The sequence below is a fragment of the Clostridium sp. 2218st1_F5_2218SCRN_220325 genome, assembly GCF_039062665.1.
GTDB lineage: Bacteria > Bacillota > Clostridia > Peptostreptococcales > Peptostreptococcaceae > Intestinibacter.
In genome coordinates this window covers 153,992-168,976 of the sequence record NZ_JBCLNH010000001.1, presented here as the reverse complement: position 1 = coordinate 168,976, position 14,985 = coordinate 153,992, and the positions used below count along the sequence as shown (strand labels likewise).

The following is a 14,985-nucleotide window of genomic DNA, read 5'->3' as shown; positions in this document are numbered from 1 at the left end:
AAAGTTGATAAATTCATAATTATCATCTTTTATTTGAATGTTTCATTTTCTGAATGAATTATAACATAAGTCGAATTGATTTTCTATATTGCAGATTTTAAACTGATAATTAAGGTAGAAAATTAAATTAATTAAATGTAGAGAACTGAAAAATTAATATAGAAAATTGCAAAGAGAAGGAAATTTATAAGTATAAAAGTATATTTAATATAGGAGGAAAGATGAATAAAGTAAGGGATTTGAGAAGTGCATTAGAATTATTGCAAAAGGAAGAAAATCAATTAATAGAGACGGATGTTGAAGTTGATCCAATGGCAGAACTTTCTGGAGTATATCGACACATCGGGGCGGGCGGAACAGTACAAAGACCGACAAAAGAAGGACCAGCTATGATATTTAACAACGTAAAAGGTCATAAAGATGCGAGAGTTTTGATAGGGCTTTTGGCAAGTAGAAAAAGAGTGGCAATGCTTTTGGGCGAAAAACCTGAGAATTTGGGAAAACTTCTTTATAAAAGTGTCGATAATCCAATACCACCAGTGCTTACAGATAAGAAACCACTTTGCCAAGAAGTCGTTCATAAGTCAACTGATGAGGATTTTGATTTATATAAATTAGTTCCAGCACCGACAAACACGCCAGATGATGCCGGACCATACATAACACTTGGGATGTGTTATGCAACACATCCTGAAACAGGATGCAGTGATGTAACAATCCACCGTCTATGTATACAAAGTAAAGATGAATTATCAATATTCTTTACACCAGGGGCTAGACATATAGGTGCAATGGCAGAAAGAGCAGAGCAATTAGGACAAAGGTTACCAATTTCTATAAGCATAGGTGTTGACCCTGCAATCGAAATCGGCTCATGCTTTGAACCACCGACAACGCCAATGGGGTATGATGAGCTTGCAGTTGCAGGTGCACTTAGGGGAGAGGCTGTTGAGCTTTGCAAGTGCTTAACTGTCAACGAAAGAGCTATTGCAAATGCTGAGTATGTTATAGAAGGTGAAGTAATTCCAAATGTAAGAGTAAAAGAAGATCAAAACAGTAACACAGGGTATGCAATGCCAGAGTTTCCGGGGTATACAGGGCCGGCAAGCGACCAATGCTGGATGATTAAAGTAAGTGCAGTAACTCACAGAAAAAATCCAATTATGCAAACTTGCATAGGTCCTAGCGAAGAACACGTATCTATGGCGGGAATTCCAACAGAGGCGAGCATATATGGAATGGTCGAAAAAGCAATGCCGGGCAGATTACAAAATGTGTATTGTTCATCAGCAGGCGGTGGAAAATACATGGCAGTACTTCAATTTAAAAAATCTGTTGCAAGTGATGAAGGACGACAAAGACAAGCGGCATTGTTGGCGTTTTCAGCATTTAGCGAGTTGAAAAACATATTTATAGTTGATGAAGATGTCGACTGTTTTGATATGAATGATGTTTTGTGGGCAATGAACACTAGATTCCAGGGAGATGTCGATATTATCACAATTCCAGGAGTTAGATGCCATCCACTAGACCCATCAAACGACCCTAGTTTTTCACCAAGCATAAGGGACCATGGAATAGCTTGCAAAACTATTTTCGATTGTACTGTTCCATTTGACCAAAAAGATAGATTTAAAAGGGCTAGATTTATGGAAGTCGACCCTAATCGTTGGTTATAGGATAAGGATTTAGATTATATGAAAAGTTTAAATCACGAAATAGATAACTTGAAATAGATAACTTAAAATATATAACTTAAAATATATAAAATGAGAAAAAATATAACACTTGAATAATTAATAGTAAAATTTAGATTATTTAGGATTTAATAATAGAAATAAAAATACATTAAATAATTGAGGCAAACGGAAAAATAAATAATAATTAACGCTAATAAAAAATTATATTAAAGCGAGAAAAAAGCTAGTAAAAAGATAATAAAAATCTAGTGGAAATCTAATAAAAATCTAATAAAAAGCTAGTAAAAGGAGATTGTAAGATGGAGAAAAATATCATAGTGGCGGCGACTGGGGCGAGTGGACTACCGCTATTAGTTCAATGTTTAAAAATTATAAAAGAAAACGACGATTTTAAGTCGTATCTAATAATGAGTGACAGTGCAAAACTCACACTAAAACAAGAAACTAATTATTCATTAGAAGATGTGTATAGCTATGCAGATTTTGTACTAGATCAAAATGATATAGGAGCAGGACCGGCTAGTGGCTCATTCAAAACGCATGGGATGTTGATTGTACCATGTAGTATGAAGACAATAGCCGGAATTAACAGTGGTTATGGGGAAAACTTAATACTTAGAGCGGCCGATGTAACAATAAAAGAACAAAGAACTTTAGTCATAGCTGCGAGGGAAACTCCACTTAGCCCAATCCATCTTAGAAATATGTACGAACTTTCACAAATGCCAGGTGTGAGAATAATTCCACCTATGATGACATTTTACAATCTACCAAAAGATATAGACGAGATGATGTACCATATCAGTGCGAAACTATTAGAACCATTTGGGATTGAGGCAAAGGAGTATAGACGATGGACGGGACTTCATACGAAAGAAAGTTGTCATTTTCAACAATCAAGTTACACGTATTAAAACTTGGTGATGACTATAATATAACGATTTTTGGCGGGGACAAGCCCCACATAGGCACAAGCGTACTTTCTGTACCGAGGTTGTCTTTAAGTGGCGACAACACAATAAGTGCAACTTCCTCTGTAATAAATATGATAAGTCATAAAGACGAGCACATATGCAGATACGTTGCAGAAACAGTATGTAAAAAGAAAAATGCAGTTGTACTTTGCTCAGGTGGGTTTCATGTCGACAATATAACTAAAGATATGATAGATGAAGTATTAAAATCAGTTAGAGAATTGGCTGATATGATTTAGTTTATAATTTTTATATGCATTTTAGAAATGATTTAATTAAAAATTACAAACTATAAGCTAATAAATCATAAGTTAAAAAATCCCCTATAGATTAGGCGCTAAAAATGTCTATCTCTATAGGGGATTTTTATGTGATGATGTTTGTATGTATTCGTTATGGTATAATTATATAAAATAAGACGATAATAGAAAAATATATCTTTTAGAGAGGAGGAAATTGTATGGGGTTATATTTAAATAGTGATAGTATATTGAAAAAATACACTAGGTTATATAAGAATGAATATTTTGTAGACAAATCATTAATCATAAATCAAATAAATAAACTGATAGGCTCTTTTGATGTTTATTTATGTATAACAAGACCTAGAAGATTCGGAAAAACAAGTTTAATAAATATGCTTGGAGCATATTATTCAAAAGCAGCAGATGCAAGTAAAATTTTTGATAATCTTAAAATAAGTGAAGTTGATAGATATAGGAAACATTTAAATAAATACAACGTAATAAGCATTTCATTTAACGAAATACCAGATAATATGAAAACTTATGAACAATATATAAATAATATAACTAATCAAGTCAAAAAAGAAGTTATAAGTGAATTTGATTTAACTGATATTGATGAGTCGGACAGCTTAAAAAGAGTTCTTCAAAAGTCAAATCAACAGTTTATTTTTTTACTAGACGAATGGGATTATATATTTAACAACAATCTATTTGAAGAGAGCCAAGATGAATTTTTAGAGTTTCTTAGAAATCTATTAAAAGATGAATCATATGTTGAGCTTTGTTATATGACAGGAGTACTGCCAATTAAAAAATACTCGAGTGGTTCGGCACTAAATATGTTTGATGAATTTACATTCTTAAAAGATAGAAAATTTGGTGAGTATTTCGGATTTACAGAGGACGAGGTTTTAAATTTATGTGAACAAAATAAGTACATGGATTTTAAAAAGTTAGAAGAATGGTATAACGGATATACAACTGCCAGAGGAATTAAAATTTACAACCCACGCTCAGTAGTAAAGGCGCTAAAAAATGATTACTGTGAAAGTTATTGGACAAACACTGGTGCAATGGACGAAGTATCCCAATACCTTAAATACAATATACTTGAAATTCGAGATGACGTAATAAAAATGGTATCGGAACAAGAAATTGATATCACAATAGATGAAGAATTTAGAGCAGGGCAGGGAACACCAAAGACAAAAGAAGAAATATATTCAGCAATGATTGTGCTAGGATTTTTATCATATAATGATGGATATTTAAAAATACCGAATAAGGAACTTATGATTGAGTTTGAAAAAGTACTGAATTGATTGGAGATAAAGAAGAATACTGTTAATTAAGTTGTAAAGGGGGATATACATGGCAAATATTATAGCTGTTGTTTGGGATTTTGATAAAACATTAGTTGATGGATATATGCAAGATCCTATATTTGAATATTATAAACATGATGCAAATAAGTTCTGGATAGAAGTAAATAAACTTCCTGAAAAATATGAATCACAAGGAATAAAAGTAAATAAAGATACTATATATTTAAATCAATTTATTAAATATGCAAAAGAAGATAAATTTAAAGGTTTAAATAATGATAAATTAAGAAAATTTGGTGGAAAACTAAAATTTTATAATGGAATACCTGAAATATTTAAAAAGACAAAAGAAAAAATAAATAAAAATACAAAGTACAAATTATATGGAATAGAAGTTGAACATTATATCGTTAGTACAGGGATGAAACAAATAATAGAAGGATCTGATATTAGAAGACATATAAAGCAAGTTTGGGCATGCGAATTAATAGAGGATAAAAATCCAAACAGACCTGAAGAAACAATAATAAGTGAAATTGGTTATACTATTGATAACACATCAAAAACAAGAGCATTATTTGAAATAAATAAAGGAGTTGGCATATGGGAAGATATTGATGTAAATATGAAAATAGAGAAAGAATTTCGAAGAGTGCAATTTGAAAATATGATATATATTGCAGATGGACCGAGTGATATACCTGCTTTTTCTGTTGTTAAGAAAAATGGGGGATCAACTTTTGCTATTTATCCTAAAGGGAAAGAAAAAGAGTTCAAGCAGGTTGAACAAATGAGAAAAGATGGACGTATTGATATGTTTGCAGAGGCTGATTATTCAGAGGGAACAACAGCATATATGTGGATAATGAATAAAATAGAGGAATATGCTGATAGGATTTATAATAAAGAAAGAGATAAAATTTCATTAAATACTATACCTAAACATATTATAGATTAATAGCTAACTTTTTAAGATAATAAATACATGAAAGTAATAGGATTCTTAAACAAGTTGCACAATAAAAGTACATATTGTATAATAGGTTAGGAAATTATGTAGACTAAATTAATATTAAATATAAATTTAAATACTGTATAATTGGTAAAATTCAAAGGTTAGTTACTAAGTTAAAGTAATAACTTTTGAATTTTTATTATTTCAAGAAGAAATCGAGATAAATGAATAAATATATATATACACATAATATATTTAAAGTTGGAGACGAGGAGGTTAATGCAAATTATGGAATTAAATAATAAATATAAGGTAGCTAGCTTTTTTGGTGGTGTCGGAGGAATAGATTTAGGATTTGAACAAACTAAAAAATTTGAAACTATTTATATAAATGAATTTGATAAAAATGCTCAAGAGACAATATCTGTTAACTTTCCTCAAGTTAAATTAGATAGAAGAGACATACATGAAGTTGGTAACATAGAAGTACCTAAAACAGATATTATAGTGGGAGGATTTCCGTGTCAAGCATTTTCAATAGCGGGATATAGAAAAGGTTTTGAAGATGAAAGAGGAGATCTATTTTTTGAACTTTTAAGAATAATAAAATATCATACACCACAAGCAATTTTTATAGAAAATGTTAAAAATATGGTGACACATGATGAAGGGAATACATTTAAAGTAATAAGGGAAGCTTTAACGTTAAATGGATATTATATTAAATGGAAAGTTATAAATGCAAAAGATTATGGCAATATACCGCAGAATAGGGAACGTATATATATAGTGGGATTTAAAGATAAAGATGCTTTTGAGAGGTTTAATTTTCCTGAAAGTATAGAACTTACTAATAAATTAAATTCTGTAATAAATTTTGCAGAAGAGGTAGAAGAAAGATATTATTATACAGAAAAATCTTGCAGTTTCTTTGATAAACTTAAAGATGTAATTATATCACAGGATTCTGTATATCAATGGAGAAGACAGTATGTTAGAGAAAATAAGAGTGGAGTAGTACCAACATTGACAGCTAATATGGGAACAGGTGGTCATAATGTTCCACTTATATTATCTGATAGAGGAATAAGAAAATTAACTCCAAGAGAAACTTTTAATGTTCAGGGTTTTCCAAAAGATTTTAAGTTACCTGAAATAGCAAATGGTCAACTATATAAACAAGCTGGAAATAGTGTAGTAGTACCAGTTATAAAAAGGATAGCTCAAAATATAGCAGAGGCACTAGATAAAAGTGAAAACTTAAAAAGTAAAGAAATACATTTTGAAAGTATAGATAATAAAAAAAATGCTTGTATCTATGTTGATTTAAAAAATAGATATGAAGGTGAAAGTTATTTATATTCACTTATTTCAGAAGATAAACTGGATGACTTTATAAAAAATTCATTGTTACCAATTATAACAGACGAAGAGTATTCTAAACTAGTAAAGAAACATGTATCAAAGAAATTTTATTCTATAATATCAAAATAAAAAGACAAAAGAGGAATCTTTTGTCTTTTTATTTTGATATTATGTTCATTTACCTATAAAGTTGATATAATATAGATAAAAAATATATTATTTGGGGGACATATATGATTTTAGAACCATTAAGTTTAGATGAACTTGTTGATATTTTTGATGAAACTTCTGTTAGTGTATTAAAGTATTATATGAAGAAAGCTATATTGCTTCAACCAGAAACTTTATTAGGACAAGAACCATTACCAATTCAAATACCAAAAGAACATATGGAGCAATGGATATTGCAAGCAATAGGTGGAGAATCTGTTGGTGCGGGAAATTATCCAGTAGATCTTATTAAAGATGGTTCTGGATTTGATATAAAAATGCTTTCATGCAAGGTTGATAAAAATGGTGAATTAACAAATTCAGATTCAGGAGAAGCATCATTAGCACAAAAATTTACAGAATCAGGAACTAACTTAGATCAATTATTTATAGAAAAAAAATATAATCAGATTGTTGATTCCTGGATAGATATTTTACAAGATAAATTTAAGAAAGTAATACATAAGCACAATTTGAAAAATATTTACTATATATTTGTACTTAGGGCAAAGAATACTTTTTATTTATGTGGTACGAAGGTAAATATAGATCAAATACAGAATTTAAAAGTGAAAAAGGTTAGTGGTAAAAGTGTATTTGTAGATAACTTAATCGATGAAAAATATGGAAATGGTAAAATATATCAGTCTAAAAAAAGATTAGAATTAAGATTAAAACCAGCAGCTTGGGTTAATAGCGGTTATGTAATGATATTCCCAATGGGATTTAAAGTAAATAGTGCAAATATAAGAGAACTAATTGAAAAAGGCGAAATATCTGAATTAAAGAGTGAAATATGTAAAAAGTTAACGATGGCGGAATAAAATTTTTATAATAATATTAATTTTATAATATATGTTTAAAAAGATAAATATCAAAATACAAAACACAGGTTCAAAAAACCTGTGTTTTTTGTTTTACCATGAAAATTAAACTGCATAATGAAGTGCCAAGTAAAATTTATAGAGAATTTATTCAAAAGGTATAAAAACTAAGGTAACAAAAAAATAAAAAAATACCAAACATATGTAATATAAGCATAAAATCAAATAATTAGAAATAATCATAAAAAATCATAATATAAACTCATTAAAACAAGTTTTATAATATTTGTTTTAACAACTTAGTCATGGTTAGTCATGTTATGTACAATTTGACACAAAAATAAAATAAAACCATATGATATATAGAAAAGCCTATGTATTATACAAAAGTAAAATAAATCTACATTATATTAATCAAATGTAAAATAAAATACATATACACCCAAACACAATGCTTGAAATAAAAAAACCAAAAATGGTAACATGTGTAAAAGGGGAAAATATATTATTAAAGGGAGAAAAACCATGAACTTAAGTACAAGAAATAAATTAACTGGAAAAATAATCGATGTAAATAAAGGAGCAGTAAACGAGGTAGTAAAAGTTGAATTACCAAACGGGATGATAGTAACTTCAACAATAAGTTTAGCTGCTATAGAAGAATTGGAGTTAGAAGTAGGAAAAGAAGCAACTGCTGTAATAAAAGCAACTTCTGTTATGATGGGATAATCCTAAATAATTTATTTAAAGATTATATATAAAGTAAATAAAATAAATTAAAACAAAGTATATAGAAATTCCTCTCTAGCGGGCAAGCCACAAGGGAGGAATTTTTTTAAGCAACGGAATCTTTGATTCGTTGGCGCCATGAACGCAGTGAATTTTTAAGCAACGGACGAAGTCGTTGGCGCCATGAACGCAGTGAATTTTAAGCAACGGACGAAGTCGCCCACGCATAAACGCAGCGAACATATACTAGTCATAAATAATACCCAAATGACTATATATACTACTTATCTGTTTATATAATTGTGAGCCAAACGTCTCTCTAGTTGCACATATTTTATCAGCTAAGCATATAATCCACGCCTCTTTTGAAGCTGGGGGGATTGGGTTTAGCGGAAACATATGGTGCAGGATTATGTCTTTTTCTTTTTCGTTTAGATCGAATTCTTCGCTGGCATTTCTCAGAGCGATTTTCGGATGCCTAAATCCATGAAGTTTGATTGGTTTGTTTTTATCGTGCCAATCGTATAAAAAATAGTCGTGCAGAAGAGCACCCCTTATGAGCGACCTCTTGTCTACTTTAATATTTAATTTGTTTGCAATTTGACAACTCATATAAGCGACGAATATGCAGTGTTCGTACACGCTTATATCCCCATGTTGTATAAATTCTTTAGTAAGCGGGAATCTAGATTTATTATTTAGTTCGTTTATAACTTCTGAAAAATCTCTAATAAATTCTGGAATTCTATTCATTTTGACCATTCCTTTTTTATTTAAAATAGTATTATATACATAAATATAGTCTACAATCTTATTATAGACAAAAATCTAACTATTTACAATTTAAGTAACATTAAATTAAGTTAATCTTAACTTAATTGTAAGACTTAAAATTCATGAATAAAACTATACATAAGTGTGCATAATAATAGTTATTATTTGGATTATTCGAAAAAATGAATAAATTAATCCGTTAGAAATCTAAAAAAAATAATATTATGCATATTACTGTGCTATAATATATTTATATACAAAATACATAATCTATAGAGAAAAGAAGGGATCAAAATGCAAAACGCAGTATTTAACATTAGTGAAAGAACTGAGAAAGGCAAAAAAGTAAGAATGGAAGGTAGCATACCTGCTATAATGTATGGTCAATCATTGGGAGAACCAATTCCTTGTCAAATAACAAAAAGAGAATTAATAGACTTACTAGGATCAAAAAACTCTGTTTTATCATTAAAATTAAATGATAAAATCGAAAATTGTGTATTAAAAGAAGTACAAAGAGACGCATTCGGAAATATAGTACATCTAGATTTCCAATACGTTAAAAAAGGTGACACTATTAAATTAAGAGTTCCAATAAGATTTTCAGGAACTGAATCATTAGACGCAAGAAAATTATTATTAGACGATGTAATAACAGAAGTTCAATTACAAGGTAACCCTAGTGAAATGCCTGAACATATAGAAGTAGATGTTGCAGGATTAGAACATGGTGCTCAAATTCTTGCTAAAGACTTAGTAATACCTGAAACATTAAAATCTGACTTAGAACCTGATACTGTAGTCGCTAGAATAGGTTCATTAAAAACTTCATCTATAGAAGTTGAAGATGACAATAATGACGAAGAGACAGCTGAGTAATATAAATCAAAATGATACTAACTGGTACATACCAAATAAATATATTTTTTAATAAATATTCTAACAAAGATATTACTGGAGTAAATTCCAGTAATATTTTTTTGTGCAAAATTTTGGTGAGCATTAAATAGATTTATATTTTGTGATGTGGGTATATAAAAAGAGTATGGTAAAATAATCCCAAGATAATAGGCAAAATATGTATATTTACGAATTGAAATATAATAAAATTGATATAGTTATAATGTTTCAATTTTTAAAATATGGAGGAGAATTATGGACGAATCAAGATTTATTAAGATGATAAATATAAATCCTACTCTTATAGAAAATATAAAAAATCCAACAGATGAAATGAAGTTACTTGCAGTTAGAAAAAACGGGCTAGTAATTAAATATATAGAAAATCCAACAAAGGAAATGCAAGAAATCGCAATAAGCAAAAATGCAAAGGCGATAGAATATATAGAAAATCCAAGTGAGGACATAATGCTAAAAGCTGTTAAGAGCGGGTGGAGCAGTTTAGCATATATAAAAGAGCCGACAGAAAATGTAATAAAAGCTGCAATTGAACAAGCGGGATGGGCAATACAATACATAGATGAACCAAGTGAACAGTTGCAATTATCGGCGATTAGAAAAAATTACGATGCAATAAAATATATAAAAAATCCATCAGAAAAAGTTCAGTTAGAAGCGATAAAAGAGAATTATGATGCGATTAGATATATAAAAAATCCAAGTTATAAAATAGAATTAGAAGCAATAAAAGAAAACGAATCAGCTATAAACTTTATACAAGATTTAGATGAAGAAAAGATGGTATCATTTTTAAAACAAAATATCTTAGTTATAAAATATTTATACAAAAAACTAAGTATAGAAAAGATAGAAGAGGCTTTAAAAGAAGTGATGTCAAAAGAAGATGTAGAAGAAAAATATATAAGGGATTTTTTAAATTGCAGCGTTATAGATAGAAATAGTGATGCAATAAAATTAGATAAAGTAATATTTATATATAAATACGGAAGCAAAATGGCTAAGAAAATAGCTATGGACGAAAAATTAAAAATGATGTAATTATAAAATAGTTTAGGAGAAATAATATGAATTTTTTAGATACATTTAGAAGTATTGAGCTAATACTAGAAACGGGAGAAGTACCTCTAGTAGTTGGTGAGAGTGGAATCGGAAAGACAGCTTTAGCAAACAAAGTAGCAAAAGATAATGGATGGAAGGTCGTTGTAATAGACGGAAACTTATTAAAAGAAGGAGAAATCGGAGGACTTCCAACTGTTGAGTCTTATATAGTTAAAAGTGAAGAAGGATGTAAAATAGAAAAGAAAACAACTATTTATGCAGTCCACACAAAACTTAGAGAAATAGACAAAGAAATCGAAAATGGAAACGAAGTACTTTTATTTATAGATGAGTTAAACCGTTGTGAACACGCAGTCCAACAAGAACTTATGAACCTTATATTAAATAGAGAGATAAACGGATATAAGTTAGACAAAAATGTAAAAATACTAGCTGCAATGAATCCATCAAACGAATACGGAGCAGAGCTTGACTACCAAGTTGTAGATATGGACCCAGCACAAGAAAACAGATTTGTTTGGCTTAATATGGAGTCAGATGCGAGCGAATGGATAAACTGGGCTATGAACAACAATATCGAGCCAAAAGTAGTTGAGTTTATATCTACATTCCCAGAATATCTACACAAGGTAAACGAAGGCGATATAAATGCAACACCTAGAAGTTTTGAGAGAATTTCTAAAACTTACTCAGTTTATAAACAAAAGAAAGACTCAATCCCTAAAGAGGTATTTTTAAACGTAATTAAAGGTAATGTGGGAAGAGTTATAGCACAAGAATTTATGAGTTTTATAAATTCTGATGCAAAACCAATAATAAGTTATAATGATGTGTTTAATGGAGAAGAACTTGACGAAAGAGTTGTAGAACAAGTTAAAAATGAAAACCATACAAGACTATACATCAGTGCTATGAATATATTAAAATCACTAGAATCAGACATACAAAACAACAAATTAAATTCAGGTGGATTTGATTATATACAAAGATTAGTAGAATTTTCAAGATTATATCCAGTTGATTTAATGGTTGGAATTATGAAAGATATAAAAAATAATTATGGCGAATTATACAAAATAGCTAGTGAAAATGAAGAATTTATAGATTTATATTTTCAATCTTACAGCTTAATAAGGGGATAAGGTATGGAAACTTATTTTAATAAAAAGAAAGAAGAACTCTACGCTCAAGCTGTTGAATTTGTTGAAAGAGCAAGTTACGATGAATCGATTGATTGGGATAAAGACATTGAGATAGAAGTGTCTGATGAATTTAGGAGGGAGTTTTTCTCTCTTGTAGATAAGGTGAATTTTAACTTAATGGAAGACAAAGATAACTTCTATGGGTATTTTTTATTCCAAATGAACAGAGATTTGAAGTTTGATATGAGTAGCCCGAGTGGAGTGAATTTTAAAGGAGCTAAATACGTAATATATTTTAATCCACTTATATTTTTAAAATTAAATATGAGTCAGATGGAGACGACGATTAAACACGAAATTTTACATGTTATATCTCTACACTTAGTAAGGGCAAAGGAGCTAAAAGAAAACGGACGATATAGCACTTTGGCGATAAACTTGGCGATGGATGTAGTTGTAAACCAGTATTTAGATGCACTCCCACCATATTCAACAACTTTAGAATGGGTAAATTTAAATTATAATCTCAAGCTTGAAGCATTTCAGACTTTTGAATATTATTTACAAAAAATCCAGATAGAATTAGATTTACAAGAAGAAAACGAAGACGGAGAAGAACACGATACAAATACTGATGATGAGTTAGAAAATGATGAATCTCAAAATATGGAGTTTAAAAATGAATATGATCCAGCAAAGACTCACGATATATGGGATGATTCAGATGATATAGATGAGAAGACAATGTCTGAGTTTACTCAAAAGTTTGTCAGCCTTTCGCAAAAAGGAAAGACTCCAGAATACCTAGATTCAATAATATCTAAGTTAAAAAGCAAAAACGGAGAACTACCATGGAATCTATACCTTAAAAAGATAATGGGGACAATAGAAGCGAACAAAAAAAAGACAATAACAAGAAGAAGTAGAAGACAACCAAATAGGCTCGATTTGAGAGGAGAGCTTAGAAATCACAAAGCCGAAATTGCAGTCGCAATCGACATAAGCGGAAGTATAAGTGACGAAGAGTTCAAACAAGCTATAAAAGAAGTTTTAGCAATCGTCAAAAATCACAACCACGAAATAACTATAATAGAGTGTGACAACGAAATAAAAAAAGTATATAAAGTAAAAAAATTAAAAGATGTTCAAGATAGAGTTACAGCAGGTGGAGGAACTAAGTTTGGCCCAGTGTTTGAGTATTTAAATAACAGCACAAAAAAATACAACATGCTTATCTACTTTACAGATGGAAAAGGTGAAGACTGCTTAAAAGTGCATCCAAGGGGATATAAGGTGCTTTGGGTTATTTCAGGAAAAGGAGATAAACTATCTCTTAAAGAACCATATGGTGCAGTTAAAAAACTTAGCAAAGTAAAAGAAAACAACAAAAGCAACAATATAGACTTAAAAGATGTTATGTACGATGGTTATTCAATGAATAATCAGCAGCCAATTTTATAAAAATCTAACTCTATATATAAATCAAAATTTAAAAAGACACAAAAAGCCTTCTATATTATATAGAAGGCTTTTAACTTATCTAACATTATAGTGGATATTGCTTTTTATACAAGTAGCAAGCATTTCAATCTTATTTCTATTCAAATTATTAAAAACAAAAACTATGTGATAATTTCACATAGTTTTTTATTTTGCACAAATACTAATTATAACTAAAAATTTGAGGTATGGAGATAAAATGAACAATTCAGAACTTATAATAACACTTACATTAATAAAAGGATTGGGTCGAAAAACTATAAATAAAATAATAAGACAAGGTGAATTAAATCATTTAAATAGCAGTGAAATTATAGACTATTTAAATAATATAAACTTAAAAATAAAACGAATTATAACTAAAGAAGAACTAAAATATGCAAATGAGATTGCAAAAAGGGCAATACACATTTGTGATATAGAGAATATCAAAATCTCAACCTTGCTAGATAAAGACTTTCCTCAAAAACTAAAAAATATAGATGATAACCCAGTAGCTATATACTATAAAGGAAATTACGATTGTTTAAATGATAAATCTATAGCAATTATAGGTAGTAGAAATCCGAGTTTGCATGGTGTAAATGTTTCTTACAAAATATCTTCAATATTATCACAAAAAGGATATACAATAGTCAGTGGCCTTGCTAATGGATGTGATACTTTTGCACATATGGGAAGTCTAAGTAATTTTGGAAGGACAATAGCAGTCATGCCATGTGGATTAGATATTGTTTATCCTAAGCAAAATACAAATCTATTTAAAAATATAATAGACAATGACGGTTGTGTTATAAGTGAATATCCACCAGGACAAAATGTTTCAAAATATCAACTAATCGAAAGAGACAGACTACAAAGTGCACTTAGCGAAGGGATAATAGTAATTGAAAGTACAATAAATGGAGGCAGTTTTCATACTGTAAATTACGGTTTTAATCAAAATAAAATCGTAGCTTGTTATAAACATAATCAACATTATTTAAATATAAAAACAGCAAAGGGAAATATAAAATTATTGCAAAATGAAGAAGTTTTACCTATTTATGATAAAGAATCATTAGATGAATTTCTAAAAAGAGTAGATAGTTTTTATAAATATAAAAATCCACAAATATATAAAGAAAAAACAGAACAAATTCAATTTAAATTTCTCAATTAAATATAAAAAATAAAAATATCTATAGTAGTATTATTTCTTGAGAAAGGCACTTAAAAATCATACCATAATTTGGTCTATATATAAGTTTGTTATTTGT

At 29.3% G+C, this 14,985-nt stretch carries 13 protein-coding genes and 1 pseudogene; 13 read left to right on the top strand and 1 reads right to left on the bottom strand.

Annotated features, from left to right (window positions below; translation table 11 throughout):
* The first annotated feature begins 221 nt into the window (after positions 1-221).
* From ABCM86_RS00750 to ABCM86_RS00715, 8 genes and pseudogenes are all read left to right on the top strand, one after another.
* Positions 222-1,679 carry a UbiD family decarboxylase gene (locus tag ABCM86_RS00750; protein WP_343003247.1) on the top strand — a complete coding sequence of 486 codons (1,458 nt, stop codon included), beginning with the start codon at positions 222-224 and terminating at the stop codon, positions 1,677-1,679.
* A 320-nt stretch (positions 1,680-1,999) separates the two neighbouring features.
* Positions 2,000-2,614 (top strand): UbiX family flavin prenyltransferase, encoded by a 615-nt coding sequence (locus ABCM86_RS00745; protein WP_343003246.1) that lies wholly within the window; start codon positions 2,000-2,002, stop codon positions 2,612-2,614.
* The gene (locus tag ABCM86_RS00740; protein ID WP_295734892.1) at positions 2,554-2,913 is read left to right on the top strand and encodes a hypothetical protein; all 360 of its coding nucleotides are present in this window, start codon (positions 2,554-2,556) and stop codon (positions 2,911-2,913) included. The genes ABCM86_RS00745 and ABCM86_RS00740 overlap by 61 nt, the downstream gene beginning before the upstream one ends.
* 221 nt (positions 2,914-3,134) lie before the next feature.
* Positions 3,135-4,232: pseudogene (locus ABCM86_RS00735) on the top strand (AAA family ATPase); the annotation flags it as partial.
* Between the two features lie 61 nt (positions 4,233-4,293).
* Positions 4,294-5,205 carry a haloacid dehalogenase-like hydrolase gene (locus ABCM86_RS00730; protein ID WP_343003245.1) on the top strand — a complete coding sequence of 304 codons (912 nt, stop codon included), beginning with the start codon at positions 4,294-4,296 and terminating at the stop codon, positions 5,203-5,205.
* Positions 5,206-5,490: 285 nt separating this feature from the next.
* Positions 5,491-6,696, top strand: coding sequence for a DNA cytosine methyltransferase (locus tag ABCM86_RS00725; protein ID WP_343003244.1), 1,206 nt, complete (start codon positions 5,491-5,493; stop codon positions 6,694-6,696).
* 104 nt (positions 6,697-6,800) lie between these two features.
* Positions 6,801-7,601, top strand: a complete 801-nt coding sequence (locus ABCM86_RS00720) for a hypothetical protein (RefSeq protein ID WP_343003243.1) — start codon at positions 6,801-6,803, stop codon at positions 7,599-7,601.
* Positions 7,602-8,126: 525 nt separating this feature from the next.
* Entirely contained in the window at positions 8,127-8,330 is a 204-nt protein-coding gene (locus ABCM86_RS00715; protein ID WP_343003242.1) for a TOBE domain-containing protein, read from the top strand.
* 246 nt (positions 8,331-8,576) lie between these two features.
* Here the strand turns inward: ABCM86_RS00715 and ABCM86_RS00710 are convergent, their stop codons facing one another.
* Positions 8,577-9,083, bottom strand: a complete 507-nt coding sequence (locus ABCM86_RS00710; protein WP_307994294.1) for an HD domain-containing protein — start codon at positions 9,081-9,083, stop codon at positions 8,577-8,579.
* Between the two features lie 315 nt (positions 9,084-9,398).
* On the opposite strand from ABCM86_RS00710, the gene ABCM86_RS00705 reads away from it, so the two are divergent.
* From ABCM86_RS00705 to ABCM86_RS00685, 5 genes are all read left to right on the top strand, one after another.
* A complete protein-coding gene (locus tag ABCM86_RS00705; RefSeq protein WP_195929734.1) occupies positions 9,399-9,983 on the top strand; it encodes a 50S ribosomal protein L25 in 585 nt (194 codons plus the stop codon).
* Positions 9,984-10,259: 276 nt separating this feature from the next.
* Positions 10,260-11,063, top strand: a complete 804-nt coding sequence (locus tag ABCM86_RS00700; RefSeq protein WP_295734764.1) for a hypothetical protein — start codon at positions 10,260-10,262, stop codon at positions 11,061-11,063.
* A gap of 26 nt (positions 11,064-11,089) precedes the next feature.
* The gene (locus ABCM86_RS00695; RefSeq protein ID WP_343003241.1) at positions 11,090-12,226 is read left to right on the top strand and encodes an ATP-binding protein; all 1,137 of its coding nucleotides are present in this window, start codon (positions 11,090-11,092) and stop codon (positions 12,224-12,226) included.
* Positions 12,227-12,229: 3 nt separating this feature from the next.
* Positions 12,230-13,687 carry a VWA-like domain-containing protein gene (locus ABCM86_RS00690; protein WP_343003240.1) on the top strand — a complete coding sequence of 486 codons (1,458 nt, stop codon included), beginning with the start codon at positions 12,230-12,232 and terminating at the stop codon, positions 13,685-13,687.
* 238 nt (positions 13,688-13,925) lie between these two features.
* Positions 13,926-14,888 (top strand): DNA-processing protein DprA, encoded by a 963-nt coding sequence (locus ABCM86_RS00685; RefSeq protein WP_343003239.1) that lies wholly within the window; start codon positions 13,926-13,928, stop codon positions 14,886-14,888.
* Positions 14,889-14,985 lie beyond the last annotated feature (97 nt).